The sequence below is a fragment of the Mesobacillus jeotgali genome (genome assembly GCF_014856545.2).
GTDB lineage: Bacteria > Bacillota > Bacilli > Bacillales > Cytobacillaceae > Mesobacillus.
The window spans coordinates 2,013,619-2,039,532 of sequence record NZ_CP109811.1; the positions used below are offsets into that span (position 1 = coordinate 2,013,619).

25 protein-coding genes and 1 riboswitch are annotated in these 25,914 nt (G+C 42.6%); of the genes, 19 read left to right on the plus strand and 6 right to left on the minus strand.

All coding sequences use genetic code 11. From position 1 onward, the window contains the following. Window positions 1–16: 16 nt before the first annotated feature. From clpP to FOF60_RS10100, 5 genes are all read left to right on the plus strand, one after another. On the plus strand, window positions 17–598 hold the full coding sequence (gene clpP, locus FOF60_RS10080; protein WP_192471362.1) for an ATP-dependent Clp endopeptidase proteolytic subunit ClpP: 582 nt from the start codon (window positions 17–19) through the stop codon (window positions 596–598). A gap of 345 nt (window positions 599–943) precedes the next feature. Next, window positions 944–2,125, plus strand: a complete 1,182-nt coding sequence (locus FOF60_RS10085) for an LL-diaminopimelate aminotransferase (RefSeq protein ID WP_192471363.1) — start codon at window positions 944–946, stop codon at window positions 2,123–2,125. An 82-nt stretch (window positions 2,126–2,207) separates the two neighbouring features. Next, a riboswitch (SAM riboswitch) is annotated at window positions 2,208–2,313 on the plus strand. Between the two features lie 142 nt (window positions 2,314–2,455). Next, window positions 2,456–3,505 carry an LLM class flavin-dependent oxidoreductase gene (locus FOF60_RS10090; RefSeq protein WP_192471364.1) on the plus strand — a complete coding sequence of 350 codons (1,050 nt, stop codon included), beginning with the start codon at window positions 2,456–2,458 and terminating at the stop codon, window positions 3,503–3,505. 28 nt (window positions 3,506–3,533) lie between these two features. After that, window positions 3,534–4,487 (plus strand): ATP-grasp domain-containing protein, encoded by a 954-nt coding sequence (locus FOF60_RS10095; protein WP_192471365.1) that lies wholly within the window; start codon window positions 3,534–3,536, stop codon window positions 4,485–4,487. A 96-nt stretch (window positions 4,488–4,583) separates the two neighbouring features. Then, complete coding sequence (locus FOF60_RS10100; RefSeq protein ID WP_192471412.1) at window positions 4,584–5,387, plus strand: pentapeptide repeat-containing protein; 804 nt, start codon at window positions 4,584–4,586, stop codon at window positions 5,385–5,387. 474 nt (window positions 5,388–5,861) lie between these two features. Here the strand turns inward: FOF60_RS10100 and FOF60_RS10105 are convergent, their stop codons facing one another. After that, entirely contained in the window at window positions 5,862–7,283 is a 1,422-nt protein-coding gene (locus tag FOF60_RS10105) for a VWA domain-containing protein (RefSeq protein WP_264647666.1), read from the minus strand. Window positions 7,284–7,443: 160 nt separating this feature from the next. On the opposite strand from FOF60_RS10105, the gene FOF60_RS10110 reads away from it, so the two are divergent. Then, the gene (locus tag FOF60_RS10110; RefSeq protein WP_413632857.1) at window positions 7,444–8,013 is read left to right on the plus strand and encodes a cysteine hydrolase family protein; all 570 of its coding nucleotides are present in this window, start codon (window positions 7,444–7,446) and stop codon (window positions 8,011–8,013) included. Window positions 8,014–8,036: 23 nt separating this feature from the next. On the opposite strand, the gene FOF60_RS10115 is transcribed toward FOF60_RS10110, so the two are convergent. Then, window positions 8,037–8,786 (minus strand): YqcI/YcgG family protein, encoded by a 750-nt coding sequence (locus FOF60_RS10115; protein ID WP_192471367.1) that lies wholly within the window; start codon window positions 8,784–8,786, stop codon window positions 8,037–8,039. A 176-nt stretch (window positions 8,787–8,962) separates the two neighbouring features. On the opposite strand from FOF60_RS10115, the gene FOF60_RS10120 reads away from it, so the two are divergent. From FOF60_RS10120 to FOF60_RS10135, 4 genes are all read left to right on the plus strand, one after another. Further along, window positions 8,963–10,399, plus strand: coding sequence for a PQQ-dependent sugar dehydrogenase (locus FOF60_RS10120; RefSeq protein WP_192471368.1), 1,437 nt, complete (start codon window positions 8,963–8,965; stop codon window positions 10,397–10,399). 12 nt (window positions 10,400–10,411) lie between these two features. Further along, on the plus strand, window positions 10,412–10,960 hold the full coding sequence (locus tag FOF60_RS10125) for a hypothetical protein (RefSeq protein WP_192471369.1): 549 nt from the start codon (window positions 10,412–10,414) through the stop codon (window positions 10,958–10,960). A 46-nt stretch (window positions 10,961–11,006) separates the two neighbouring features. Then, entirely contained in the window at window positions 11,007–11,579 is a 573-nt protein-coding gene (locus tag FOF60_RS10130; RefSeq protein WP_192471370.1) for a YybS family protein, read from the plus strand. 118 nt (window positions 11,580–11,697) lie between these two features. Then, complete coding sequence (locus FOF60_RS10135) at window positions 11,698–12,087, plus strand: thiol-disulfide oxidoreductase DCC family protein (RefSeq protein WP_192471371.1); 390 nt, start codon at window positions 11,698–11,700, stop codon at window positions 12,085–12,087. Window positions 12,088–12,222: 135 nt separating this feature from the next. Here the strand turns inward: FOF60_RS10135 and FOF60_RS10140 are convergent, their stop codons facing one another. Then, entirely contained in the window at window positions 12,223–13,545 is a 1,323-nt protein-coding gene (locus FOF60_RS10140; protein WP_192471372.1) for a DUF3238 domain-containing protein, read from the minus strand. Window positions 13,546–13,785: 240 nt separating this feature from the next. Between FOF60_RS10140 and FOF60_RS10145 the strand changes: the two genes are divergently transcribed. Next, a complete protein-coding gene (locus tag FOF60_RS10145; protein ID WP_192471373.1) occupies window positions 13,786–14,715 on the plus strand; it encodes a DMT family transporter in 930 nt (309 codons plus the stop codon). 450 nt (window positions 14,716–15,165) lie between these two features. Here FOF60_RS10145 and fosM read toward each other — a convergent pair whose 3' ends face one another. Continuing rightward, window positions 15,166–15,588 (minus strand): FosM family fosfomycin resistance protein, encoded by a 423-nt coding sequence (fosM, locus tag FOF60_RS10150; protein ID WP_192471374.1) that lies wholly within the window; start codon window positions 15,586–15,588, stop codon window positions 15,166–15,168. A 154-nt stretch (window positions 15,589–15,742) separates the two neighbouring features. Here fosM and FOF60_RS10155 point away from each other — a divergent pair, with 154 nt between their 5' ends. After that, on the plus strand, window positions 15,743–16,510 hold the full coding sequence (locus FOF60_RS10155) for an NUDIX domain-containing protein (RefSeq protein WP_192471375.1): 768 nt from the start codon (window positions 15,743–15,745) through the stop codon (window positions 16,508–16,510). A gap of 124 nt (window positions 16,511–16,634) precedes the next feature. Next, window positions 16,635–17,138, plus strand: coding sequence for a GreA/GreB family elongation factor (locus FOF60_RS10160; RefSeq protein WP_192471376.1), 504 nt, complete (start codon window positions 16,635–16,637; stop codon window positions 17,136–17,138). Window positions 17,139–17,321: 183 nt separating this feature from the next. Here the strand turns inward: FOF60_RS10160 and FOF60_RS10165 are convergent, their stop codons facing one another. Next, window positions 17,322–18,188, minus strand: coding sequence for a PIG-L deacetylase family protein (locus FOF60_RS10165; protein WP_192471377.1), 867 nt, complete (start codon window positions 18,186–18,188; stop codon window positions 17,322–17,324). A gap of 268 nt (window positions 18,189–18,456) precedes the next feature. Here FOF60_RS10165 and FOF60_RS10170 point away from each other — a divergent pair, with 268 nt between their 5' ends. From FOF60_RS10170 to FOF60_RS10195, 6 genes are all read left to right on the plus strand, one after another. Further along, a complete protein-coding gene (locus tag FOF60_RS10170) occupies window positions 18,457–19,191 on the plus strand; it encodes a GntR family transcriptional regulator (protein ID WP_225650046.1) in 735 nt (244 codons plus the stop codon). Between the two features lie 38 nt (window positions 19,192–19,229). Further along, window positions 19,230–20,414 carry an iron-containing alcohol dehydrogenase family protein gene (locus FOF60_RS10175; RefSeq protein WP_192471378.1) on the plus strand — a complete coding sequence of 395 codons (1,185 nt, stop codon included), beginning with the start codon at window positions 19,230–19,232 and terminating at the stop codon, window positions 20,412–20,414. A 16-nt stretch (window positions 20,415–20,430) separates the two neighbouring features. Continuing rightward, on the plus strand, window positions 20,431–22,179 hold the full coding sequence (locus FOF60_RS10180) for a thiamine pyrophosphate-binding protein (RefSeq protein WP_192471379.1): 1,749 nt from the start codon (window positions 20,431–20,433) through the stop codon (window positions 22,177–22,179). Continuing rightward, window positions 22,180–23,106, plus strand: a complete 927-nt coding sequence (locus tag FOF60_RS10185; protein ID WP_192471380.1) for a bile acid:sodium symporter family protein — start codon at window positions 22,180–22,182, stop codon at window positions 23,104–23,106. It abuts the gene before it with no gap. After that, window positions 23,103–24,095 carry an SDR family oxidoreductase gene (locus FOF60_RS10190; RefSeq protein WP_192471381.1) on the plus strand — a complete coding sequence of 331 codons (993 nt, stop codon included), beginning with the start codon at window positions 23,103–23,105 and terminating at the stop codon, window positions 24,093–24,095. Before FOF60_RS10185 ends, FOF60_RS10190 begins: the two co-directional genes overlap by 4 nt. Before the next feature lie 163 nt (window positions 24,096–24,258). Continuing rightward, on the plus strand, window positions 24,259–24,486 hold the full coding sequence (locus FOF60_RS10195) for a hypothetical protein (protein ID WP_192471382.1): 228 nt from the start codon (window positions 24,259–24,261) through the stop codon (window positions 24,484–24,486). Between the two features lie 523 nt (window positions 24,487–25,009). On the opposite strand, the gene FOF60_RS10200 is transcribed toward FOF60_RS10195, so the two are convergent. Then, window positions 25,010–25,831: a DODA-type extradiol aromatic ring-opening family dioxygenase gene (locus tag FOF60_RS10200; protein WP_192471383.1), complete on the minus strand. Its 822-nt coding sequence runs from the start codon at window positions 25,829–25,831 to the stop codon at window positions 25,010–25,012. Between the last annotated feature and the right edge of the window lie 83 nt (window positions 25,832–25,914).

The window sequence follows — 25,914 nt, forward strand, 5'->3', positions numbered from 1 at the left end:
GAAAGGGAGGAACAAAGTGAGTACAATTCCTTATGTCATAGAACAATCCAACCGCGGGGAGCGTTCATACGATATTTATTCAAGGCTGTTAAAAGACAGGATCATCATGCTTGGAGATGAAATCAATGACCAGGTGGCAAACAGCGTTATTGCTCAGCTTCTGTTTCTTGAAGCAGATAATCCTGAAAAGGATATCTCCATCTATATTAATAGTCCTGGAGGTTCAACCACAGCGGGATTCGCTATTTTTGATACGATGGAATACATCAAGCCGGATATCAGCACAATCTGTATCGGAATGGCCGCATCGTTTGGAGCCATGCTGCTGCTTGCGGGAACAAAAGGAAAACGATTTGCATTGCCTAACAGCGAAATCATGATTCATCAGCCGCTGGGCGGTGCAAGGGGCCAGGCAACGGAGATCGAAATTTCAGCCAAACGAATTCTGAAGCTGCGAGATCATGTGAATCAGATTATATCCGAGAGAACAGGGCAGCCAGTGGAAAAAATCGCAAAGGATACTGACCGGGATTATTTCATGAGTGCCGAGGAGGCGCTTGGATATGGAATCATCGACAAAATAATCACACGAACTTAGTAGAGAGCTGCCCTGGGCAGCTCTTTTTGTTTGCCTGTTTATTGCGGTTCTAACATATCCGGATACCCAAAATTCCCAACTGGTATTAAATCGTTGTTAACTGATATTAAAAGGCTTTCAACTGGTATTAAAAATGATTAAACTGGTATAAAATCTTCGCTAACTGGTATTATCCGCAAAAGAAAGCATAATCAAATACTGGTAAGTGGGCATACGTGCTCATTTTTATTTTTTTCTAGAACTGATCAAACGAAACTGCTATAATCGAATTTATATTTTAAAAATTCAGATGAATCAACCTCAACGAAAACATCATGAATGAATGAACAGTAAAGGGGAATGTCCATGAAAATCTACGGATCAGAAAAGATTAGAAAAATGACATCCAGTATTTTTCAGGAAGTGGTTGACCGTAAGCAGGCGGCCTTGATGAATGGAAAAGATGTGATTGACCTGAGTATTGGGAGTCCGGATTTTGGACCGCCTGCTTTTGTCATGGAGGAACTTGCTAAGCATTCGGTGGATCCGGGGAAGTATGGATATACACTTAAGGGAATTAGTGAATTTAACGAGGCGGTAAAATATTTTTACCATCAGCGTTATTCGGTTGAACTGGAAGCAGAAAGCGAAGTCCTGCAGCTGATGGGCTCGCAGGATGGGCTTGCACATCTTGCAACTGCAATTATTGATCCTGGTGATTATGTACTTGTTCCTGATCCAGGGTATCCAATCTATGAAGCGAGCGTTACCATCGCAGGCGGAACGATTTATCCTATGCCTTTGCTGGAGGAAAATAAATTCCTGCCTCAACTTAATGAGATTCCTCTGGAAATTTTACAAAAAACAAAGATGATGATCTTAAGCTATCCGGGTAATCCTGTCACTGCACTTGCTGACACCAGTTTTTTTGAACAGGTAATCGAATTTGCCAAAGTACATAATATCCTGGTCGTACATGATTTCGCCTATTCTGAATTGGTTTATGATAAGAACCCGCAAATCAGTTTCTTATCCGTACCTGGTGCAAAGGAAGTTGGTGTAGAGTTCAATTCACTCTCTAAAACTTTCAATATGGCAGGCTGCCGCATAGGCTACGTTGCTGGAAACTCACAGGTTATCAATATTCTTGCTTCCTTTAAATCACATATCGATTACGGCATCTTTTACCCAATCCAAAAAGCAGCGATTGCAGCACTTACTTCTGATTATTCTTTCCTGAAAGATCAGTTAAAGCAGTATGAAGCGCGGCGGGATGCTTTGGTATCTGGATTTCGGGACAGCGGATGGGAAGTGGCTAATTCTCCGGCAACGATGTTTGTGTGGGCTAAAATTCCTGCAGGCTGGAAATCCCGCGATTTTGCCTTCAAGCTAATTGATGAAGAAGGGATTGCCGTCGTTCCTGGTGATGCTTTTGGCAAACAAGGCGAAGGGTACGTCAGAATCGCTATGGTTCAGCCTCCAGAAAGACTAATAGAGGCATCACAGCGGGTAAATAAATTTCTCTCAGGGTTTCCGGTTGAAATATAAAAATATTTCGATAAACGAATTGACTTTTGTTTGAATTTAGAATATTATCACTTTATTAAACTAAAATTTAATACATGATGTCTTCTTATCAAGAGAGGTGGAGGGAAAGGCCCTGCGAAACCTCGGCAACAGGTTCTGAAAGAATACTGTGCCAATTCCTGCGGACAATTTTGTCTGAAAGATGAGAAGAGAGTATTATATGGCTCTCTTCTTCAAGAAGGGAGCTTTTTGTGTTTAGGAGGCTTATTTATAAGTCTCTAGTGTTTTTCTAATAAAACCAACTTATCGGGTTGGTTAAGTTGAGTTTAAATGAGCAGAGGAGAGATTGTGATGAAGTATGGATTTTGGCTGCCGATATTTGGCGGATGGTTAAGGAATGTTGAGGATGAAAACATGCCGCCTACCTTTGATTATGCAAAGCAGGTGATTCAGTCAGCAGAAGAGTGGGGCTACTCAACTACTTTAATCGCAGAATTGTATCTTAATGATATCAAAGGCCCCGAGCATGACTCCCTAGAAGCCTGGACAACAGCTGCCACTTTGGCTTCTGTTACTGAAAAAATCGAGATCATGTCTGCTGTTAGGCCAGGTTTCCACAATCCTGCAGTCACAGCAAAGATGGCGGCAAACATAGACCAAATCAGCAACGGGCGATTTACCCTTAATGTTGTATCTGCGTGGTGGGAGGAAGAAGCGCGTCAGTACGGCGGGATTTTTACCGAACATGATGAAAGATATGAGCGGACTACGGAGTTCATTGATGTACTCAAGGGACTTTGGAGTGAAGATAGCTTCTCTTATGAAGGGAAGTTTTATCAGCTCAAGAATACGAAGCTGTTTCCGAAACCAGTACAGCGTCCAAATCCGATTCTGTATGCCGGCGGGGAAAGTCCAAAGGGGAAACAGACCATTGTTGAAAAATGTGATGCCTATGTCATGCATGGCGGAACAGTAGAGGAAATTGAACAGAAAATAACCGATATGAAAAATCGCAGAGCGGCTACGTTAAATCCAGAACTGTCGGAGTTCGGAATGGCTGCCTATGTCATTTGCCGCGAAACTGAAGAAGAGGCATTTGCAGAATTGGAACGCATCACGACAGTTAAAGAATCAAGTGCCTATGCGGGTTTTAAGGATTTCACAAGCAAATCCCAGCTTGAACAGCAAATCCAGCTTCAGGATTACTCGGTATCAAACCGTGGACTGCGGCCAAATTTAGTAGGGACACCAGAACAAATCGCCGAGCGGATTTTACAGTACGAAGAAGCCGGTTTAGGATTACTATTACTGCAATTCTCGCCGCAGCTCGAGGAAATGGAACGTTTCGCAAAGCTGGTAATGCCGCTCGTTGAGGCAAAAAGAAAGCAAGCGATTGTATAATCTATCTTAAACTAAGGAGAGGAAGAAATTGAGTAAAGTATACATCATTCATGAAAATAGCGAATGGACCATCCATTTAACAAAGCGGCTGGAGGAGCTGGGCATACCTTTTGAGGAATGGCATTTGGACGAAGGCCTGCTGGATTTATCGAAGGAACCGCCAGAAGGTATTTTTTATAGCAGGATGAGCGCTTCCTCTCACACAAGAGGCCATCGCTTTGCCCCTGAATATACAGCACAGGTTCTATCATGGCTGGAGAACCACGGCAGGAAGGTATACAACGGATCCCGTGCGCTGGAACTAGAGGTAAGCAAGGTCAAGCAATATCTTGAGCTGGCCAAGCATGGAGTAAGGACTCCGAGAACGATTGCGACTGTCGGTAGTAAACAGCTATTAGAAGCAGCGAAGGAATTTGAAGGGAAATCATTTATAACAAAGCACAATCGGGCAGGAAAGGGACTTGGGGTACAGCTTTTTCAATCGATTGAAGCATTGAAGTCCTATGTAGAGGGAGCTTCTTTCGAAGAGCCGGTTGACGGTGTCACGCTGATTCAGGAATATATCCATTCCCCGGAGAGCTATATTACCAGATGCGAGTTTGTCGGCGGCCAATTTGTTTATGCGGTGAAAGTCGATACTTCGGAAGGCTTTGAATTGTGCCCGGCTGATGCCTGCCAGATTGGAGACCTGTTTTGCCCGGTAGGTGAAGAGGTTGAAGAAAAGCCGAAATTCCAGGTGATTGAAGGCTTTAATGATCCCATTATTGAAAAATATCAGAGAGTACTAGAAGAAAATAATATCCATGTTGCCGGAATTGAATTCATCAGAAACGAGGCAGGTGAAATATACACTTACGATATCAATACAAATACGAATTATAATTCAGATGCAGAAGCAAAGGCAGGGAAATTTGGCATGCTTGAGCTGGCAAAGTTTTTAGGAGAAGAGCTGGCTGCGGAGTATGGGGCAGTGACAAGATAAGCAGGGAATCCCCCTGCTTTTTTTTTCTGAGGTAAAATGTGATAATCTATAATTAACAAAAGATGGAATTATACTACGGGAGATTAAGAGAAATGAATAGTCGTGTATAAAAATAAACTGAGTGCCGATTGTGAAAGTTGTTTTGGTTTATGCTGCGTGGCTTTGCCATATGCAAAATCAGCAGACTTTGCTTTTGATAAAGCTGGCGGGGTGCCTTGTACGAATTTGCTGAAAGATTTCCGCTGCGGGATTCATAACAAATTGAGGGATGAAGGCTTCAAAGGATGTACTGTCTACGAATGCTTCGGTGCCGGACAAAAGGTTTCGCAGGTAACCTATAGGGGGCTGGACTGGCGAGCTCAGCCAGGAACGCAGAAGGAGATGTTTGATGTTTTCCCGATCATGCAGCAGCTCCATGAAATGCTGTGTTACTTGGATGAAGCTATGGAATTAGAGGCGGCTAAACCATTATATGAACATCTTCTAGCAATTTATGAAAAAACAGAACAGCTTACTAATCTTGAAGCAGACGAGATTCTTAGTTTGGATATTCCTGCACATCGAGCAGATGTCAACGAGCTGCTCTTAAAAACAAGTGACTTGGTACGTTCGAGAGTGAAAAATAGAAAGCAGCAGAGAGGGAAGAACCTATTTGGCGCGAAATTGAAAGGAGCAAATCTTAAAGGAGCCGATTTACGCGGCGCACTGTTAATTGCTGCAGATCTTAAGGGAGCTGACATGAGGGTGTGTGACTTTATCGGTGCAGATTTGAGGGACGCTGACTTAAGCGGGGCAAATCTTGAAGGGAGCTTTTTCCTGACTCAGGCTCAAATTAACTCAGCAAAAGGAAATGCAGAAACCAAGCTACCTTCGTCGCTAGAAAGGCCAAAGCATTGGTGAGTTAAAAAGGAGGAATTAAAACTGACTGCTTTTATAATCTTGGTTGGAAGTATTTTCAGTGTCCTGGCGGTGGGCTTTGGAGCAAACGTTTCGAAAAATAAGAAATAATGTTAGTTTATTTTTAGAATTTATGTAAATTTGTGGTATGGCAAGAGAGTAAAAACTCTTGCTGGGCAAGAGTTTATGAGTATAAGCCTATATTGGTCTTAAGCTTTTTCCTTACCGCTTAGTAAAAGCAGGAATGTCCATTCAATACAAAACAGGGTGAAGCCTATAATGAAATCCAATGTTTTATCTCGCATTTTCGCCAACTCCTTGAAGAGGATTACAGGCTAATTATACGCGTACAACAAGGATTTAAGCTGGCAAGAAAGTGAGAAATAAATGAACAAAACAAGGATAATATGTGAACGAAACAACGGGCCATCTAACTGAGGGCCCGTTGTTTGAAATGTACAATTAAAACGAGGCGTTTTACCAGGTATCGCCGCGCTCTTTTTTCAGTTCTTTCATTTTCTCCACCCAGTCGTCGACTCTTTGCCTGATTTCCTTGCTCTCGGTGTCTGCTTTTTCGCGATTGGTTTTGCTCATGGCGTAATGGAGTTCTTTCATCGCTTCACTGCGTTCAAAGCCCCAATCTCTTAACTGCGAATATTGTTCATCGCTGATCCAGCCATTCTCGGACATGATAGCGGCTGCGTCGATGATTCGGTGTGCTTCCTTTCTTCCGACGGTCCATAACTCAAGAGGGTACTTTTCTGCGACTTTGTATTCTGCAACCATATCCCATCCGTCTGGCGCCATCGTAAATGCAAATGCCAGGTCGAGGGTGGAAGGGAGCCACTCGTACTGGATTGTATTTTTCAATTCCTCAGGGTTGTCAGCTTTGAAGTATTCCCCGTTTCCGGCTTCAGCAACTGCCTTTAACTGATTCTCTGTTTCACCATCTACATCGAATCCGATGATGTTCACCGTACTTTCAGCATTCTTGGCCACCAGATCCTTGCTGGCCCCGACAGGATCACCCTCACAGGTTTCTGCTCCGTCACTGACAATATATATTGTTGTGTTGCCATCATAGCTGCTGCTCATCTCTGCGGCCTTTTGGATGGCACCTGCAAGTGGGGTCCAGCCTTTGCTATCAAAGGAATCGACCGCTCCGTGGAATACTTCTTTTTCGTATTTGCCCATAGGATATACTTCTTCAATTCCTGAGCAGGAAGCTCCTTTATCGGCATCTGAATCGGAGCCTTTGTGACCGTAGACAACCAGTGAGACCTCACTGGACTGGCCGATTGCTTTGGCGAAGCTTTTTACCGCGTCTTTCGCAATTTCCATTTTGACACGGCCATTTGTTTGTTGAAGCATGCTTGAGCTTGCATCAAGAAGGATGATCGCTTTGTCAGAAGCCTTCGTTTCCTCTTCTTCACTTACAGACTTTGTCGGGTCAGGCAGGAAAGGCTCTTCGAAATGCGGTTCATAAGCTTGGGCATTTTCGATAATCTCTTTATAATGTGGACTGGCTAGCAGGGAAACAAGTCCCTTTTTAATTGTCTCTAAGTCAGGTGAGCCATTGGCAAGTTCTTCAAGTTTCGCCGGCAGTATATTTTTTAGATCGGGGTCCAATTCAGGTGTATTGAAACCAATGTCTTCTATGTCCTTTTCATAGCTCAGGTCGCCCATCATCGAGCCAGGCTCCAGTGCCATCAGGCTTTCCTCTGTAACATCTAAACTTATATTCTTGAAATGTTCAGGTTCATTCTGCTTTGTTTCTTCCTTTTTAACGACTTCCTTAGCCGGTTGTTCGGCTACAACTTCTTCATCCGGTTCATCACTGCTGCACGCAGAAAGAACGAGAGACGTGAATATCAAGAAAAACAGCGAATACCGTTTCACAAAAATCCTCCTCATCAAGTTTTCGCTTATGTAAAAAACATCTTTATAGAGTTTACCATGATTAGCAATTAGATTTGAAGTAATTTCCATGAAGGATCACAATGATGAGTAAAAAGTCGCTGAATAACAAAAAATGAGCAAAGAATAAGGAGGAATGAGGATGAATTTGATGGAACTGCCAGCCCTGCTTGTTTTGGATGTCCAGAAGGGGTTTGACGATCCCTACTGGGGGAAGCGGAATAATCAGGAAGCTGAAGGAAATATCGCCAAGCTCTTAACAGAATGGCGGAATAGAAAGGGTCACGTCATCTATACGAAGCATCTGTCACTTGACCCGGCTTCACCATTGCATCACCGTAACCCATTGGGTACTGAATTCAAGGAAGTTGTCAAACCACTGGATGGGGAGGTTGTTTTTACGAAAAACGTGAACAGCGGTTTCATCGGAACCGAGCTGGAATCGTATTTGAAGAAGAATCAGATAAAGACAGTGGTTATCACCGGATTATCGACTCAACACTGTGTCTCGACAACAACCAGGATGAGCGCTAATCTTGGTTTCAATAGCTTCCTTGTTTCTGACTCGATTGCTGCATTTGAGATCACTGATCATAAAGGAGTGCTGCATACTGCGGATTCAATCCAGGAACATGAACTGGCCATGCTGCAAAAGGAGTTTGCCACCATCTTGACCACCAATGACCTGATCAACCAGCTGAATCAACAGTAAAGCGCAGGAGCTTCCTGCGCTTCTTAACTGTTTTTACCCAGAAGTTTCAGGAAACGATGGTAAGGGCATTTCGATAGGGAAGTATCATCATCCCGGAGGAAGTACTGCCGCCATTCAAAATTATCCTCAGCTCCATAAGTGTTCAGGTCTGGGTGAATTGTAATGTTATCGTAATTCGCGAGCCTTTTTCTCACTTGAGACTTAATTCTTTGCGCATAGCTTTGCGATTTATTAAATTCCTGAAGAACCCAGCGCGGAGTAATCGCAAGCATCAACACGTCAAAATGTCTGCTTTTCCGGTTTTTGTGTGCAGGGGTTGCACAATACATAAAATATTTCTCGCCGTTGAAGCAAAATTCCCAGATTGGGTCATGCGGGTCTTGAGGGATATCCTCTGGCCAATCAAATTCATCCAACTCAGTTAACCTCGAAAGATGCTCCCAGAATATTTGTTCATATTCCTCGACAGGTGCATTCTTCATTGACTCAGGTGTTTCATAGAAAATGATCAAAGAAGTATAATTGCCGAACTCCCTTGATTGTTCTGTATAGCTCGTCAATAAGCTGGCGAGCTCTTTTATCGTTGTGTCCCTCCTTGGGCTCCCAATAAACCCATATTTAAGTTGATTCATTGAAAACCCGATTGTTGCCGGAATGCAGGGAAAAGGCTTTTCCTTGTCACTCATTTTAGCGAAGAATGAATCCAGTGCATGCTTTTCCCAATCCAGCAACTGATTCCGGGAGGAGGAACCATGCGTATACAAGCCTTTCATCACAGTCACCTCCGATAGCTTCTACACTATATTCAACAAATGGAAGTTAGGATAGATGTCCATGGACAAAATGGGCAAGTACCCAGAATAGAGGGATTTCACCTTGACCATACTGTTTAACGGACCTGACTTAGTTAATTTTAGACAAGGGCTCCTAAAAACAGGAGGTAATTTATTTGCGCAATCTTTCTGTAAAAAAAACCAGTGAAAAAGTAATTGAGCTGCCAATCAGCGCACGCCAGCTCGTCAATCCTGATGATGTATGGGTTCCTGATGGTTATCAAGTAGAAGTAGTCGCAGCAGGCCTGAGCTTTCCGACTGGAATGGGGTTTGCTGATGATGGGACACTTTTTATTTTAGAAGGTGGCAGTACCTGGCCAACTCGCCCTGCACTGCCACCGAGGATTTTAAGGCTTGATCCAGCAGGCCAATTAGAGGTTTTTGCTGTTGAAACTCTTGGAGGACCCAGGGGCATAAGCTATAAAGATGGATATATTTATGTGAGCTGCAAAGGAGGGTACTTGGCCAGGATTGTCAGATATGACGTGAAGACCAGGGAGAGGAAAGTGCTGATTGAGAGCATACCAAGCGGAGGGTGGCATGAGCCTGGAGGACCGGTTTTTAGCCCGCATGATGGCTTGATGTATTTTGCCAACGGTTCAGTGTCACAGAATGGTGTATGCCTCCCGGCTGGTTTTACCGTTGATTTGGCGAAACATCCACATGCTCATGATATTCCGGGAGAAGATATTGTTTTGACAGGAAATAATGTGACAACGAGAAACCCTTTAATGCCTTTTCCGTTTTTAACAGAGACCGGGCCATTTAAGCCATTTGGTACACCTGCTAAAAAAGGGGAAGTGATCAAAGGAGAGTTATGGTGCTCAAGCGGGCTTTGGCGTTCTAAACCCGATGGAAGTGATGTCGAACTCCTTGCCTGGGGTCTTAGAAATCCTTATGGATTGGCTTTCAGTGAGGATGGTGAGCTTTATGCCTCCGATAACTGTCTTGAGGAAAAAGGGGAGCGCGCTATAGCAGGAGACCCTGATCGTATTTGGAGAATAAGGAATGTGAAAACACCACATGGGAGTATCAAAAAACCTGATTGGTATGGCTTTCCGGAAATGAGAGCCGATGGAGTCCCTGTTTGGGATGAGCTCTGTAAGCCAGAGAAGGGGAAACTTGCCGAACAACTAATTGAAAACCTGCCGGAATGGGCAGGCCCTCCAGTTTACTTGGAAAAACCTCATTCTGCTATGACGAAAATGGACTTTTGCCGGTCTGACTCTTTTGGATACAAAGGTGACCTTTTTGTCACCGAATGGGGAACCTATGCGCCGTTGAATTCGCCTCATGAAAAAGACTTGAATAATGGCTTCCAAGTCTTAAGAGTGGACGTTAACACGGGTGCTTCAGAGGTATTTGCCAAAAATAAATTGCCTGGAGCTTCATCCAGCCAGGAATCCGGTGGGATTGAAAGGCCAGTTGATTGTAAGTTCCATCCGGATGGTAAAAGCCTATACATCACGGACTTTGGGCATTCTCCTGTTACAGAAGGACTCGTACAGGCATATGGCCACACTGGTGTACTTTGGAAAGTGACAAAGAAATAGGGGGAGAAGGAAATGAATCATGAAACAATCCTGCTTGAACTAGATGAGGACTACCTGGCAAAACAATTTAATGAGGTTGAAAAATGGTTCGAGCATGTATGGGCTATACAGACAGCGCTTGAAACCTCGATCTCCAAAGCCATACCAGAAATCAAGGAACCTCATATCAGAGAAGCAATGGAAAAAATGCTGGAGTCAAACAAGCATCACAGCAAAAGTCTGGACGAACTTTTCAAAGCCATACAACGTAATCCCAATAAAGGATCGGATAAGTTGATGGGCAGTGTGATGGTGAGCCTGCAAAAAAAATTGGTCCATCTCCAGGATGTAATCGGAGGAGGCGGTGGCTCATGGGTACATCTGCATGTTCTCCTTCTCGTAAACCAGCAGGCTATGGGAGCATTTGCTGTCGCCGAGCAGTTAGGGTTAGCGCTAGGAATGAAGGAGATTGTAAGCATTGCATTCCCGATTGTCCATGAAAAAACAATGCATCAATTGCTTTTACAGGAATACATGTTAGAGATGGCTCCAATTTCAATCCTTTACAAGGAAGATATATGAAGCCCGTTCATCCAATAAAATGAAGGTTTAAGCTGGAGGGGATTCTTTGCGCTTAGCTAACTTAATCCACAGAGAGCATAGGACCGCGCCTGAAACTCATTCAAATAATGTGAAATTGATAACGGGGAGTCTGCTGGGTGCGATTGCTGCCATCCTCCAGTCTGCAGGGCTGTTTGGAGGAGTTGGTTACATCTTCAGCATCATGGCGACGGGTCCAATCGTGCTGGCTACCCTCACTTCTTTGCGTATTGGTTTTCTGACTTATATGGTCACTGGCTTGCTTTTAATGATCATTCAGCCTTCTGAAGTATTGGTGTTCTTGTTTACAACAGGCTTGTTGGGAGTCTCTCTGGGAGCAGGTTTTAGAAAGGCAAAAAGACAAACAACAGTGACTTTTATTGGCGGGTTAGCCTTGGCTTCAGGAATTATGGCATTGCTGTATGTATTTCGTTTCCCCGTGCTAGGACCCGGAGTTTCCACAAATATCAATGCAGTTGTTCCGGCAGGTATTTTTGTGTTCAGTCTTTTCTACAGCTTTATATGGATGCGTCTTAGTATGACAGGGATGAAATATTTAAACAGGATCATAGTCAGAAACACGATATTGGAAAAGAATTAGGGTGATACCAGAAAGATAATAAGCACCAGCTTGCTCTAGCTTTGTTTTATTTCCCTCAAAATGGATAAATGGTAGAATAGAGACAACATCACCCAAACCGATTGAGGAGGGATGAAGCATGCAGCCTGTTATCTTATTTGATGGTGTTTGCAACTTTTGTGATGCCAGTGTCCAATTTATCCTGGACCGTGACGATAAAGAGCTGTTCCGTTTCGCATCGCTCCAGAGTGATGCAGGAGAGGAATTGCTGAAAAAATATAATGTTCCTGATGATGTGGACAGCATGATTCTGATTGAGAATGGGAAGGTTTATTATAAATCGTCCGCTGCCCTGCGGATCAGCCGTCATTTGCGAGGGGCATGGAAACTGTTTTATGTGTTCATGATCGTTCCACCCCCAATCAGGAATATTGTGTATGACCTTATTGCCAAAAATCGATTCAAATGGTTCGGCCAGAAGGACAGCTGTATGCTGCCGCCGCCTAATGTGCGGAAGCGGTTTTTATAAGAAAAGTGGAAACGCCTTGGTCATCCCCGACAAACGTCACGAGGTGCAAGGCGCTGAAGCTGGACAATTAAAACTATAAAAATCTGATATTAACAGAAAAAACGGAAAAGCTGACAGTCAGCTTTTCCGTTTTTTTTAGTTAGTGAAAGTAGAGTAGCGCCAATAATGATTCGCCATTGGATCTGCCATCATTTCGAGACCTTTGCTGTGAGCCTGATGGATGACTTGCCAATCGTCTGTGCCTGGTTCTTTAAGATATACCTCATGTTCAGGTGCCTGATCATGGATACCAACTAAATCGAATTCATTGTCCTTATAAAAGGTTCCGCAGACATGATAATCAATGGCAGGGGACACAACCAGTGGATTGCTGACAGAATGGTTCAAGTGGACCTTAACTCTGTCGTCATCTGTGAGTACCTTCTCCAATTGAAATCCTTCGTCAGAAGCGCTCGCAGTTTCTATAGGTTCCTGTTCATTACTGAATGCTTCTGTTTTGCCGGTAGCCTTGCTTAAGAGGGCAGAGGGATTTTCAGTGTCGATAAATACGTCTCCCCTGGTCCTGAACTTGGAGGAATCAGGATCGAATGAGCGGTGATCGCCTTTAAAAATCTGATCCTGTGATGCCGCATTCGGATTTTTAAGCCATTCTTCTTTTAAAAAAGTTGTGTACCTAAGCTGCCAGTTTCCAGACTTAAGTTTTCTTTCCTTCGGGGATTTCAACAATTCCTTTATTGGCCCAATCCTCTTTGTGATGGTAAATTCTTCGTCAGCCGCTATTTCAGTGGAAGAATCTTTCTTGATAACACCTACCGCATTTGCAATAACTGATTTCAGCTCCCACTTCACCTGTTCGGAACGCTGCAAAGGCCGGCTGGCTTTGATCATGTAAGTATGATAATCGTCATCATCAATTCCGTTATCGGTAAAAGCACAAGAAGTTACCGTCTCAAGTTTTACGCCATTCCTGAAAATGTTATACTCTGAAACACCCTCGATCGGTTCCCATTCGAAACTGATTTGACCAGAAGTAACAATCGTTGTAATGAGCAAATCCTCAAGAAGGTTCTCTTTTTCCTTGAAATCCACTGCAGTAGTTGTTTGGATCCGCATTCTGTCCAATACACCGCCATTGTCATCAAGGGTTTCTATACAATAGGTGTAAAGAGTACCCGGTACAAGATTTTGGTCCACCAGCCGTGGTTCCACTCCTTCGTAAACAAGTTCCTCACCTCTAAATACACGATAAGGACTGTTCGTACCCTTCCATTCAAGCTTTATATGTTTTGAGTCCTGCTCAATCTTTTTAAGCATCCTTGAGTGTGAAGAAGCGGCAGTCTTGCGCCGGCGATTCCATTTAACAGCATAAAGTGTCCCGGCAATGCCAAGAGCAGCAATCGGTACTATTTTGCCAGTCCGATATTGTTTCAAAGGTTGCAATTGGGTCTGACTATTCATTCGTCCACCACCTTGAGTTTTTTTACTATTTACCCAAAGTAATGACGTTTTAATAGAATGTCTGCCGATTATGCACTGGTAAAATAAGGTGCAGTACTCTAGTTAAGATGTCTATTAATGAATAGCTTTTGTTATTTTTATGGTAATATAATATTTAATAGATAGACGGTTCTGGAAAGGTGAATTTCCGGTCTTGAAGAATTACATATATCAAAGTCAAAGACTAAAGGAGCGCTGGCGATGGAACGATTAAAAGGAATACTTATGATTGTCATTGGAGCCATGCTCTGGGGGATGACGGGGTCGATCATGGAATGGATGCTCGCAAATACTGAATTATCGGTTCCTTTTATACTATCAATCCGGATGATGATTGCAGGAAGCAGTATCCTTTTGTTCCTGGCAATCAAAAAGGAAGATATTTTTACAGTAGTGAAAACAGCATACTGGCGGAATCAGCTTATTATATTCAGCATTCTTGGAATGGTCGGATTGCAATACACTTTTACGATGGCCATTGAAGCAAGCAATGCTGTCGTGGCAACCTTGCTGCAATTCTCCGCACCAATCTTTGTGGTACTCTATGTTTCTTTTAATCATAAAAAATGGCCGCCGCGCTATCAGATACTTGGCATCGCCGGTACATTGGCCGGGCTGTTCCTGTTATTGACGAACGGTTCTATAAGCAATCTGTTGGTCAGTCCCGCCGCCTTGCTATGGGGAGTCGCGGTAGTACTAACATTTGCTTTCTATACACTTTATCCGGCTCGCTTGATGAAGGAATGGAGCGTATTGGCGATTGTCGGCTGGAGTATGCTGTTTGGCGGAATTGTTCTGGGAGTAATCAACCGAGTTTGGATGAGCAATGAATGGCTTATTTTAACTCAGCCGAAGATGATTTTTATCATGACAATTTCGATTTTCTTTGGCACACTTGCGTTTTTGCTATTCTTAGGCAGCATGAACTATATTACCGCAGTTGAAACTAGCATTCTATCAAGTGTTGAGCCATTAACCGTCATGGTCATTTCAGTGATATGGTTTGACACGATGCTCCAAAACGTCCAGCTGATGGGAGCAATGATCATGCTCATCTTCGTGACCTGGCTGTCAATCGGCGATAAGAAAGCATCTGTTGAAGGACAAGTTGTTAGGCAAAATAATAGTTAATGAATAGAGCCGCCAATTTTGGCGGTTTTGTTTTTTGGAGGACGTTTAAATTACGCGGTAGGTTCGACTTCGGACTAGATTAGAGCAAACCGGAGAAAAGCTGTCCAAAGTAAGAGCAAGTTCGGACAGGTTTAGAGCAAACCGGCGGAAAGCTGTCCGAAGTCAGAGCAAGTTCGGACAAGTTTGGAGCAAACCAGCGGAAAGCTGTCCGAAGTCAGAGCAAGTTCGGACAAGTTTGGAGGGAACCGGTGAAAAGCTGTCCGAAGTCAGAGCAAGTTCGGACAGGTTTAGAGCAAACCGGCGAAAAGCTGTCCGAAGTCAGAGTAAGTTCGGACAGGTTTGGAGGAAACCGGCGAAAAGCTGTCCGAAGTCAGAGCAAGTTCAGATAAGATTGGAGCAAATCATCGGATTGCTGTCCGAAACAAGCCTGTGACCGGAAATTTTTACTTCTTAATCAAAAAACTCCATATGTCCTTTTTCTTGTTTGTAATAATTAATTCTATCTTGTAATGTTCCCGTATGGAACTCGAATTTATGGCCATCTGGGTCCGTAAAATAAATAGACATTTTATCTTTTACATCTCTAAGGCGACCTGGTAGTATATTCACTTTCAAATCTTTCAACCTGTTATACATCGTTTCAAACTCTGCTTCATCAATCGAAAAAGCTATATGTGTATATGATTGGTGTATTTCTTGACGAGGTATGTCTTTTTCAACATTCAGGGCTAGCCATATACCATTAAGATCGAAGTAAGCGGTATTTTTCCCTTTTACTAACAGCTTTGCATTAAATACGTTTGCGTAAAAAGCAATTGATCTTTCCAAATTAGAAACAGAAAATAATAAATGGTTAATCCCATTGATCTCCACTTTCTCACCTCAAAATAATTATTCTTTAAATAAGATATCAAAATAGGCGGTGTTGTTTCCTGTAATATTTCCATAATAACCGAACGGCACCTCTAATAATGAAGGATTTTCTTCATCAATGTGGAAATTAAAGGAAGAGAAAGGGGAGCTGAAAATGATTTTTAAAAGAAATACATACAGAATACAGCCTGAAAGATTGAATGATATGAATCATTTCTTTCATACACATGTTTACCCAATTCATATTAAAAATGGAGCCAAATTAATTGGGCGCTGGGTGAATGATACGAATGAAGAAATTCTGGTTATCTGGGAATATAGCAGCATGGAGCATTATGAAAGGATCAATATTTTAATTGAAAATAATGAAGAGTACCAGGCAGCAATGGAGGAGTTAGGCGAAGTTAAAATAGAAGCAGACAAAGATTTCTTGTCTGCAACTGCTTCCTACCATCATCCTAAACATATATTGTCTGTTAGCGGATATATCACAAACAAAGATGGCGATGTACTGCTAGTCAGAAATTTTCACCGGTCCGATACTATGGAAATGCCTGGCGGCCAGGTAGAAGAAGGGGAAACATTGGAAGAAGCCATTCATCGCGAGGTATTTGAAGAGACGGGAATAAAGGTTAATTTACACGGTATAACAGGCATTTACCAAAATCTGACGATCGGAGTTACTTCTGTAGTTTTCAGAGGTGAGTATCAGTCTGGTGAAACCAGGACAGCTGAGGGTGAAACTTCAGAAGTCTTTTTTACCAAAATAACGAAAGAAAATATTGGGCAATTGATTACGAGGGAGCAATTTAGAACCAGGGCTCTTGACGCGATGGATGCGAACTACATCCCATATGAAGCGTTTAAAAAAGGACCCTACGAACTAGTCAGCAGATTTAATGTGATAAAAGAGTATAATTAATTTCAAACGGTATTGTTACTCTTTCACGAAGTTTCAAGGTATATTAGAATGGTCGAGATTTAAACTAGCTAGAGGGATTACCTTTGGATTGTTCGAGTTAACACTGAGTAGAGGGGAGAGTAAAATGTCTGTAAAAATCACACCTAAGGGAGAGCAACTGGTCCTCCAACAAATAGCCAATTTGGAACAAGAACTGAAGCAAGTGCGGATGGATAAAAATATTGCCTTCAATGCGTGCGGGGACGATAAGATTGCTAATCCTAATTTTCACAAATTAGAGCAGGATGAAAGTATATTGGTTGAGCGCATTCAGGAAATTCAGCATGTGTTAAAGACAGCTGAATTTATTAAGTTTGATGAGCGTAATACTGAAACAGTAGAGATTGGCTCGATCGTGAAATGCTCTTTTGAGTACCCAGATTTTACGGAAGAAGAAATATATGAAATTGTTGGTTATGGCGAGTCGAATGTAGATGAGAACAAAATCTTCTATGATACACCTGTAGCTAAAAAGCTGATAGGCTTAAAAATTGGTGATGAAACGGTGTTATCAGTGCCTTCTGGTAAAGTGAAATGCAAGGTGTTGAAGATGTATAGCGGATGGGAAGAGGCTGAGGGATCAATATGAATTCAGAACTGCGTTAATCCTGGAAATTAACGCTTTTTTGTGATTGAACATTGCAATAGTGAAACGCAAAAAGCATGCAGACGACAAAAAGCCGCTCGAAGCAGATGAACTTCTAGCGGCTTTTTGCAGCACTCTTTATTGTTATTTGATTTTATTTCCAAAACGCCAACAAAAATGACGATTTTATTTAGATTTAACCAAATGATAATACTCCCGGTCGAAGATTCGGTAATAAATCCAGGATGGAACTTTGTCATGATAAGGCTGCACGCTTGCTACTGTTTTCCATTGTGTTTCATGAGCAAGCAGGACTTGTTTGCGTGGTGAAGCTTCGGATGCCATCGGGAAGGCTATGGTTGGTTCCGGCAAACCTTTATCCCTCGGGTATCTTTCTTTAAAAGTAGGTGAGAGCTTGAGTGCGAGATCGATCATTGGCTTTGGGAGGGTGGCGAAATAGAGCCGCTTCACAGGAGAATCTTCTTTTTCCATTTCCTCTATAACGACTTCTTTTGTCAACTTGCTCATCACTACATGGTCAGGGTGACCGTATAATCCGACTACATCATCGTAAGTAATGACAGTTGTAGGCTGATGTTGATCAATTAATTCCCTAATTGTTTTCTTGATGTCCTCATGATCCGCATCAGCCAGGCCGCTGTCAGGGTAATCATAGACTTCAAGGTGGTCAATATTGAGGATTTCTGCTGATTTCTCCAATTCCTTTGTCCGTGTTTCCCCCAGTTTCTCTTTAGGAACAAGTCCACCAGTACCGCCAGCTTCACCTCTTGTAAAAGTGGCGAGGACAGAGGTAACATCTTTATCTTTATTCAACTTATGGTAGGTTCCGGCTATCATGATTTCATCATCTGGGTGAGCAAAGATGGCCATGATTCTTTGAGGCGCTCCTTCAGGAAAAAGCTCCTCGGAAACCTCGATATCCTCATCATTCACATAATAGTTAGCATACATGACAGCTCCAGCAACCAACACCACCAACAGACATATAGTCGAAAGCAACACTACAATCAAAGTTTTCTTCCATTTTTTCATGAGATTACTCCTTTGAAAAGACTATTAATCTAGTATATGAGTGTATCTATAATTCATTACAGAATCATAAAGGAGTAATATAATATTTTTATGTAAACTAACTAAGGTTAAAGAACAAAAGAACTATATTAATATATTTAATATTTCAAATATTATAAAAACTTGTTGTTAAATGGAAATGTAGTCCATATAATGGAGATGTAAATCATCCAGAAATTAACTGGTCTGAACTGGTAGGGACGTCGCAACAAGTAAGGAGGGACAATGATTGGTTGAGATTGATATGGAAAATCCAATTCCTTACCATGTGCAAATTAAAAACTTACTGAGGAAGGAGATTTTAGAAGGCCGATACAAAGAAAAAATCCCCAGCGAAAGGGAATTGATGAATCGCTTTTCAGTCAGCAGGACGACTGTAAGGGAGGCGATTACACATTTAGTAAACGATGGGGTATTGACTAAAGTACATGGAAAAGGCACTTATATTTCACCGAAGCGGCCAATTGAGGAGTGGCTTAATTCCTTACATAGTTTAACAGAGACAGTCCGTAAAATGGGGATGAAGCCTGGGTCGGTTTTGCTGAATAGTGGAGTGATGACTAAGCCGAGGTACTTTGCAGATAAAATCGGTGAAAAGGAATTTTTTACAATCGAGAGGCTACGGACCGCAGATGGAGACCCGATTGCAATTGAACGCCACTACTACAGTCGGGAAATTGGCCAGCAGCTTTCAAAGCATGATTTAGAGACAGCAGCAATTTATGAATTGATTGAAAAGAATCTGGGGATTGAACTTCATCAGGCAGAACAGTTCATTTCCTGCAAAAGGATTTCAGATATGGATGCTGAAAATCTCGGGATTCCTAAAGGTATTAATGTTCTTTGCGTCGAGCGTTTGATCAAAGGTGCAGATGGAAAGCCGATTGAATTATACATTAGCTTTTACAAACCTGATATGTATGTTTTTCGGATCAAGACAAAAAGACAGAAATATTCGTCGTGAGGTATTATGTAAGCGCTTTATCTGGAGAGGGGTATGATATGGTTCATGAATTTCATTTACCCGGCAGTCTTTATCATGGAGCCGGGAGTTTAGAGAAGTTGGCAGATGCGGCAGCAGGGCTTGGGGCACACCACCTGTTTGTCGTGATTAGTTCAAGTGTGCTGCGAGAGCCACTCAATCTGAATGCACGGTTAAAAAGCATACTGGTGAAGGCAGATCTCAGTATAACAATCTATTCCGGATTAAAAGGTGAGCCAACTACTGAACATGTGAAAGAGGCCGTTAATTGCTGCATGGAAAGCCAGGCTGATTGTATAGTCGCCATAGGCGGAGGAAGCGCGATTGATTTGGCCAAAGCCGTTTCAGTTTTTGCAGTAATTCCTGATATTCAATATAAAGAGATTCCCAGCTTGAAAATAATGAAAAGGTTACCTCTTATTGCTGTACCAACGACTGCGGGAACTGGTTCGGAGGCAACGAAGGTAATGGTTATAACAGATGTTGAAAGTGGTACTAAAATGAATCCGGGCCATCCAGGGTTAATTCCTGATATTGCGATTTTAGATCCGGAATTGACAGAGACTTTGCCGGAATCCTATACGGCCTACACGGGAATGGATGCGTTAGCACATGCATTGGAAGCCTATGTTTCAACCAGAGCAACAGAAATGAGCGACTATTTTGCAGTAAAAGCGATTTCTCTAATCAGTAAAGCCTTGCCAATCTCCTTTAAACAAGGAAGTAACTTAGAGGCACGTGAAAATATGCTGCTTGGCAGCTGCTTTGCCGGGATCGCATTCTCGAACTCTTCTACCAATCTTGCTCATGCAGCAGGAAGGGCTTTAGGTGCAAGATTCCATATGACACATGGGTTGAGCGTAGCCTTATTACTTCCGTTTGTAATAGAGTATGGACTCAAGGCTTCTCAGGAGAAATATGCAAGAATCGGAAACATACTTAATCCTGAGGCTTTTGGCTCCGAGGGGGAGATGGCGCAAGAAGTCCTTAAGATGGTTGTGAATTTAAACAATCTGTTTCATATTTGGGAAGCTGGAGCTGCGTATATAAATCAAACCCGTGAAGGTGAGATTCCGTTACTGGTAGATGATGCGTTAGCGGGAAATGGGATACTTACCAATCAGGTGGTCCCTGGTCACGATGATATAAAAAAAATATATCAAAAATTATTTGATAAAATATCTGAATATTCGGTATTAAAGTAGATGGAGGGGGTTCTTTATGGCTGAAATGACAGGCGGAGAAGTGATCGCAAAGATGTTAAGCATTGAAGATGTGGAGAAGGTTTTTGGCATTATAGATGGAACTTATTTTGGGTTCTACTCTAATCTTAAAAAATACGATATTGATCTAATATCTCCAAGACATGAGACAACGGCTGCGCACATGGCTGGTGCATTTGCCAGAGTGACAGGGAAATTGGGAGTATGCATGGCTAGCAATGGTCCTGGAGTGGCGAATATTCTCCCTGGATTAGTTGTTGAAGAAGCAGAGGGAAATCGTGTGCTGGTAATTACGAGTGCCAGGAGGACAGGGATCATGTATCCTGACCGCGGTGGAACCTACCAATGCTTCAATCAGACAGGTGTCATTTCCCAGATTGCGAAGTGGAGCGAATCGGTGCCATCATTTGATCGCATTCCAGAAATGATGAGGACAGCACTGAGGAAATGTTATGAGGGAAGGCCAGGTATTGTCCATATCGATATTCCAGAAAATATACTGAATACGAAAGTGAAATGTGACCTGAGTTTTTGGGAGCCGCATCAATACCGTGTGACGGAATTGCCGGGAGCTACAGAAAATCAGCTTGAGGCTGCCTGTGACCTGTTGATTAATGCGGAATTTCCGGTCATCCATGCCGGCAGCGGTGTCATCCATTCCGGAGCATCTGAGGAGTTAGAAATGGTCGCTGAGCTTTTGCAGTCAATGGTGACGACAAGCTGGGCTGCACGAGGAGCAATTTCTGAGACTAACCCGCTTATGATGCCAATGATTTATTTGCAGACGAATAATAAAATCAGGAATGAAGCAGATGTCGTATTAGTCCTTGGTTCAAGAATCGGGGAAACAGACTGGTGGGGCAAAGCTCCTTATTGGGACGCAAACCAAAAAATGATCCAGGTCGACATTGACCACGGAATACTGGGAGCCAACAAACCAGCAGACCTGGCAATCCAGGCAGACATCAAAACTTTCCTTACACAACTCTACCAAAAGCTTCAGCAGCGCAAAGAATCTATCCATACAACGAATCGAAAAGCTTCGATCCAGAAACATATCTCTGAAAAAGAAAAGAATAGAAAGAAGCTTGATCAACATTTGGAGGATTTCGCTGTGCCAATGAATACAGCACATGTCCCTGTCATCAGCCAGAAGGTTTTTCCACCAGGCACCAACCTGGTCATAGATGGCGGGAATACAACAATTTGGACCAATTTCTATTATTCGGTCGACAAACCTGGCTCTGTTTTTTCAACCTATAAATTTGGAATGCTCGGAGCCGGAATCGGCCAGGCACTTGGCGTTGCGGCTGCAAATCCTGAACGTCCTGTCTGCTGCATAATTGGTGACGGAGCCATGGGCTTCCACCCGCAGGAGATTGAAACAGCAGTCCGGAACAATTTGCAGGTTATTTATATCGTCGTTTGCGATCGCCAGTGGGGAATGGTGAAAATGAATCAGCATTTCGCCCTGAAACCAATCAAGACTGTATTGAAAAAGTCCTTAAGTGCTGAAGAAAGCATTAATACGGATTTGGGAGAAATCAAGTTTGATATGCTTGCAGAAAGTATGGGGGCGCATGGAGAGCATATTAACGACCCGAAAGATCTCAAGGGGGCAATAGAACGGTCCTTGATGACCGGTAAATGTTCGGTTATCCAGGTTGATGTTGACCCGGTAAAACATATGTGGGCTCCTGGATTGAAGTATTTTAAAGATATGCACCAGGAACCAAAGGGGAAATAAATGGGGATCGATCAAGTAACTCTTAACTTTAACTCCGCCACTCTGACCATTATGAATATATTGATAGGATTTATTATGTTCGGTGTCGCGCTTGACTTGAAAGTGGATGATTTTAAAAGGACACTCTCTACGCCAAGACCCGTATTGATCGGGCTCATCGCTCAATTTTTCCTGCTGCCGGCTTTTACTTTCTTGTTGGTCATGATTGTTAAACCATTACCCAGCATTGCGTTAGGTTTGTTTTTGGTAGCAGCCTGCCCGGGCGGGAATCTATCAAACTTCTTAACGTATTTGGGGAAGGGCAATACACCTTTATCGATTAGCATGTCTGCGATCTCAACTGTTTTGGCAATATTCATGACTCCATTCAATACCCTATTTTGGGGCTCATTATATCCAGGAACAAATGCGTTGATGCGATCATTTTCAATCAGTCCGGTCGATATGCTAGTCACGATTTTTATTATGTTAGGTATACCTCTCGTTGCCGGAATGTATATTGGCTACAAATACCCGGGGTGGGCGAGCAGGACAAATAAATGGATGAAACGGTTCTCGATTATCTTTTTTATCCTGTTCGTGTTAGCATCACTGGCGTCCAACTTCACATACTTCATTGATTTTGTCGGTATGGTAGCCATCGTTGTCTTTCTGCACAATCTTGTTGCCATCCTGTTGGGCTATTTTTCCTCCCGGGTTGCCGGGCTGCCTGAAAAAGACAGAAGAGCAATCGCGATAGAAGTTGGCATCCAAAATTCAGGACTGGGATTAATCCTTATTTTTAATTTCTTTGATGGCCTTGGCGGAATGGCGATCGTAGCGGCATGGTGGGCGATCTGGCACATTGTGTCCGGATTGTCACTGGCTACTTTCTGGTCAAAAAGAGAGCCTGAAACTACAGCCATAAACGGAGGTATACAAGTATGAACATCCTCATAACAGGTGCCGCCGGTTATCTCGGTACACAGCTTGTTAAACGGCTGATCGAAGAGAATAAAACAACTGGACAGAAGTGGAACATAATCGCGACTGATATCAGACCTGAATCTTCTTTTAATGAGGAAGATGGAATCAAATATTTTCAAATGGATGTGCGCTCCCCTCAGGTCCAGGACGTGATGAAAAAAAATAAAATTCATACGGTTGTCCACCTTGCGACAATCGTAACTCCTGGCAAAAAGAGCAACCGCGAATTCGAATATTCCGTGGATGTCAAAGGGACGGAAAATGTATTAAAGGCATGTGCAGAAAATCAGGTAAAAAGAGTTGTCGTAACATCAAGCGGGGCTGCATATGGTTATCATGCTGATAATCCGAAATGGATCAAAGAGGACAATGCAATCAGGGGGAATGAAGAATTTTCCTATTCTCATCATAAGCGGCTCGTCGAGGAGCTTCTGGCAGATTACCGGGAAAAGCATCCACAACTTGAGCAGGTTATTTTCCGGATTGGAACGATTTTGGGAGACACAGTCAATAACCAGATTACAAATCTTTTCGAAAAAAGGGTACTGCTGGGAATTTCAGGTTCAGATAGCCCGTTTGTGTTCATCTGGGACCAGGATGTTGTAGGGTGCCTGATTAAAGCAATCTACGGCAAAGAAACAGGCATTTTTAACGTAGCAGGGGATGGAGCTCTGACAATCGACGACATCGGAAAAATACTTGGTAAGCCTGTCATCCGCATACCAGCCAGGCTTATCAAATCAGTCCTTTTTATCCTTAAGCGCTTATCACTGACACAATACGGAGAAGAACAAGTGAACTTCCTAAGATACCGTCCTGTTTTAGATAACCATAACCTGAAGAATGAATTCCGCTACACACCAAAGAAGACTTCGCGTGAAGTATTTCTCTATTATGTTGAGAAGAAACATTCCACGGTAAACAGATCAGGTAAAAGTGTGGTAGTTTAAAAACTGCCATAAAGGCTATAACAGAATAAGAAAAGTTACGCGTCAGGATTTTTCTGACGCGTTTTTATCTTGATGTAGTTTCAGGTAAAATTATTATGTAAACCAGAATAAATATTTACTTTTTGATTAATATAACAAGAGAAATTAGTAAAGGAGTTAGCCTATGAAATCATATGAAGTGACAAATATGATTATTGATGAAGAATCATATGGTGAGGAACATGTAACAGTTGAATTAACAATTGAGCAACAGAATTATATCGTCACTTTTCAAAAATCTGATTTGGAATTGATGAATGCCTGGATTGTCGAGGATGATACGACACTGCCTGCAAACTTGTCTGAGGATTTGATGGACTCTATAAAAGAGGATATTAGTAATAAAATCTAGTTAATAGCTAGAAGTTGGAATAATGGTAAAACCAATGTTTTGCTCGGCTATCTGTTCTTACATGGATAGAAAGGCGACACGTTTTTCTATACAAAGGGCCGTCAGTTTAATGTAGTTTTGCTGGATTAAATATAAGAAGCAGGTAAATCATACCCTTATGCAGGGAGTATGCTTTCTATAAGGGTACATTTAGGGTTTAATCGTACCCTTATGCAAGGTGTTTGCTTGTCTATAAGGGTACAATTCGGAGTGAATCGTACCCTTATGCAAGGTGTTTGCTTGTCTATAAGGGTACAATTAGGGTTTAATCGTACCCTTATGCAGGGAGTATGCTTTCTATAAGGGTACAATTAGGGTTTAATCGAACCCTTATGCAGCATGTCTGCTGTCCATAAGGGTGCATTTAGGATGTTATGATGTCATAAGACGAGTCCGGCCTCTCAAAGGGTGAACTCATGAAAAAAATTGTGACTTGCTCCGATTTCATTTAGTTTGTCTACAGTCTGAAATCTAGTTATCATGACTAGATTTTTCTTTTTGCTAAAACCCCTGCACAAATTAGCCCGAAGTATGTTGGTGCTTCGTATGATAGAAATTCTATTTGCCTCTCCTCGGGTGGTATTGCTCCAGCCAGAATGAGGGTTTGCCAGATTCCGTCAGGTTTGGCGGCTTCAATAAAATCTGCATCGAAGTCTGCCATTTTTTCAAGTTGATTGGTTTTGATCAGCTCAACGATTTGATTATCAAACTCTTTGGCTGCTGGATCAAATCCATAAGGTCCTTGTTCATCATGAGCATGGGCCCAATCGCAGCTGGCAATCAAACCTACTTTATTACCATAATCAGCGACTGCAGTCCGAAGAGATTCACCGAATGTAAAAAGCTCCTGGAAGGAAAGATCTCTTGATGGTGTAATCACTACTACTGGAACATCTGGCATGAAACGGAGAGGGATTATTGCACCCCAATCCAGCGGCAGGCATGAGATTGGGCCTGCTGCAGTTCCAAAATTTATGGTAGAGGATGGGAGTCCGTTTTTTAACGCTTCCTCGTTAATTTTTCGCGCTAAATCCCGTTCTACTTTTTTTTCCATCGTAAAAGTTGCCTCGTTCTCACTCCAGCTTCCATCGAGCCGTTCTGAATCGGTTATCGAGAATCGGCCATTGATCCTTGTTCCATGAGGACTAAGAACCACGATACAGTCAGGGTTGGCCGCTGCCATTTGCTGGCCGAGCTTCACCATGCTTTTTCTGGTGACAGCCATCCGCTCGGGGCTGGACCCTTGCAGTTCCGGAATAATCTCACCGCCATGAGGTGCAATACAAGCATAAACGAATGGATTCAAGGTTACGACCTCCTTTTACTATGAGTATTTAGATAAAGATTATATGAATTCCTTCTTTCATTTTCTGAGTTTCCAAATTCTTG

Coding starts and splice junctions, on each gene's coding strand:
- FOF60_RS10085 (WP_192471363.1), top strand. CDS start 944: ATGAAAATCTACGGATCAGAAAAGATTAGAAAAATGACATCCAGTATT.
- FOF60_RS10090 (WP_192471364.1), top strand. CDS start 2,456: ATGAAGTATGGATTTTGGCTGCCGATATTTGGCGGATGGTTAAGGAAT.
- FOF60_RS10110 (WP_413632857.1), top strand. CDS start 7,444: ATGAATTTGATGGAACTGCCAGCCCTGCTTGTTTTGGATGTCCAGAAG.
- FOF60_RS10115 (WP_192471367.1), bottom strand. CDS start 8,786: ATGAAAGGCTTGTATACGCATGGTTCCTCCTCCCGGAATCAGTTGCTG.
- FOF60_RS10125 (WP_192471369.1), top strand. CDS start 10,412: ATGAATCATGAAACAATCCTGCTTGAACTAGATGAGGACTACCTGGCA.
- FOF60_RS10135 (WP_192471371.1), top strand. CDS start 11,698: ATGCAGCCTGTTATCTTATTTGATGGTGTTTGCAACTTTTGTGATGCC.
- FOF60_RS10140 (WP_192471372.1), bottom strand. CDS start 13,545: ATGAATAGTCAGACCCAATTGCAACCTTTGAAACAATATCGGACTGGC.
- FOF60_RS10145 (WP_192471373.1), top strand. CDS start 13,786: ATGGAACGATTAAAAGGAATACTTATGATTGTCATTGGAGCCATGCTC.
- FOF60_RS10155 (WP_192471375.1), top strand. CDS start 15,743: ATGATTTTTAAAAGAAATACATACAGAATACAGCCTGAAAGATTGAAT.
- FOF60_RS10160 (WP_192471376.1), top strand. CDS start 16,635: ATGTCTGTAAAAATCACACCTAAGGGAGAGCAACTGGTCCTCCAACAA.
- FOF60_RS10165 (WP_192471377.1), bottom strand. CDS start 18,188: ATGAAAAAATGGAAGAAAACTTTGATTGTAGTGTTGCTTTCGACTATA.
- FOF60_RS10175 (WP_192471378.1), top strand. CDS start 19,230: ATGGTTCATGAATTTCATTTACCCGGCAGTCTTTATCATGGAGCCGGG.
- FOF60_RS10180 (WP_192471379.1), top strand. CDS start 20,431: ATGGCTGAAATGACAGGCGGAGAAGTGATCGCAAAGATGTTAAGCATT.
- FOF60_RS10185 (WP_192471380.1), top strand. CDS start 22,180: ATGGGGATCGATCAAGTAACTCTTAACTTTAACTCCGCCACTCTGACC.
- FOF60_RS10190 (WP_192471381.1), top strand. CDS start 23,103: ATGAACATCCTCATAACAGGTGCCGCCGGTTATCTCGGTACACAGCTT.
- FOF60_RS10195 (WP_192471382.1), top strand. CDS start 24,259: ATGAAATCATATGAAGTGACAAATATGATTATTGATGAAGAATCATAT.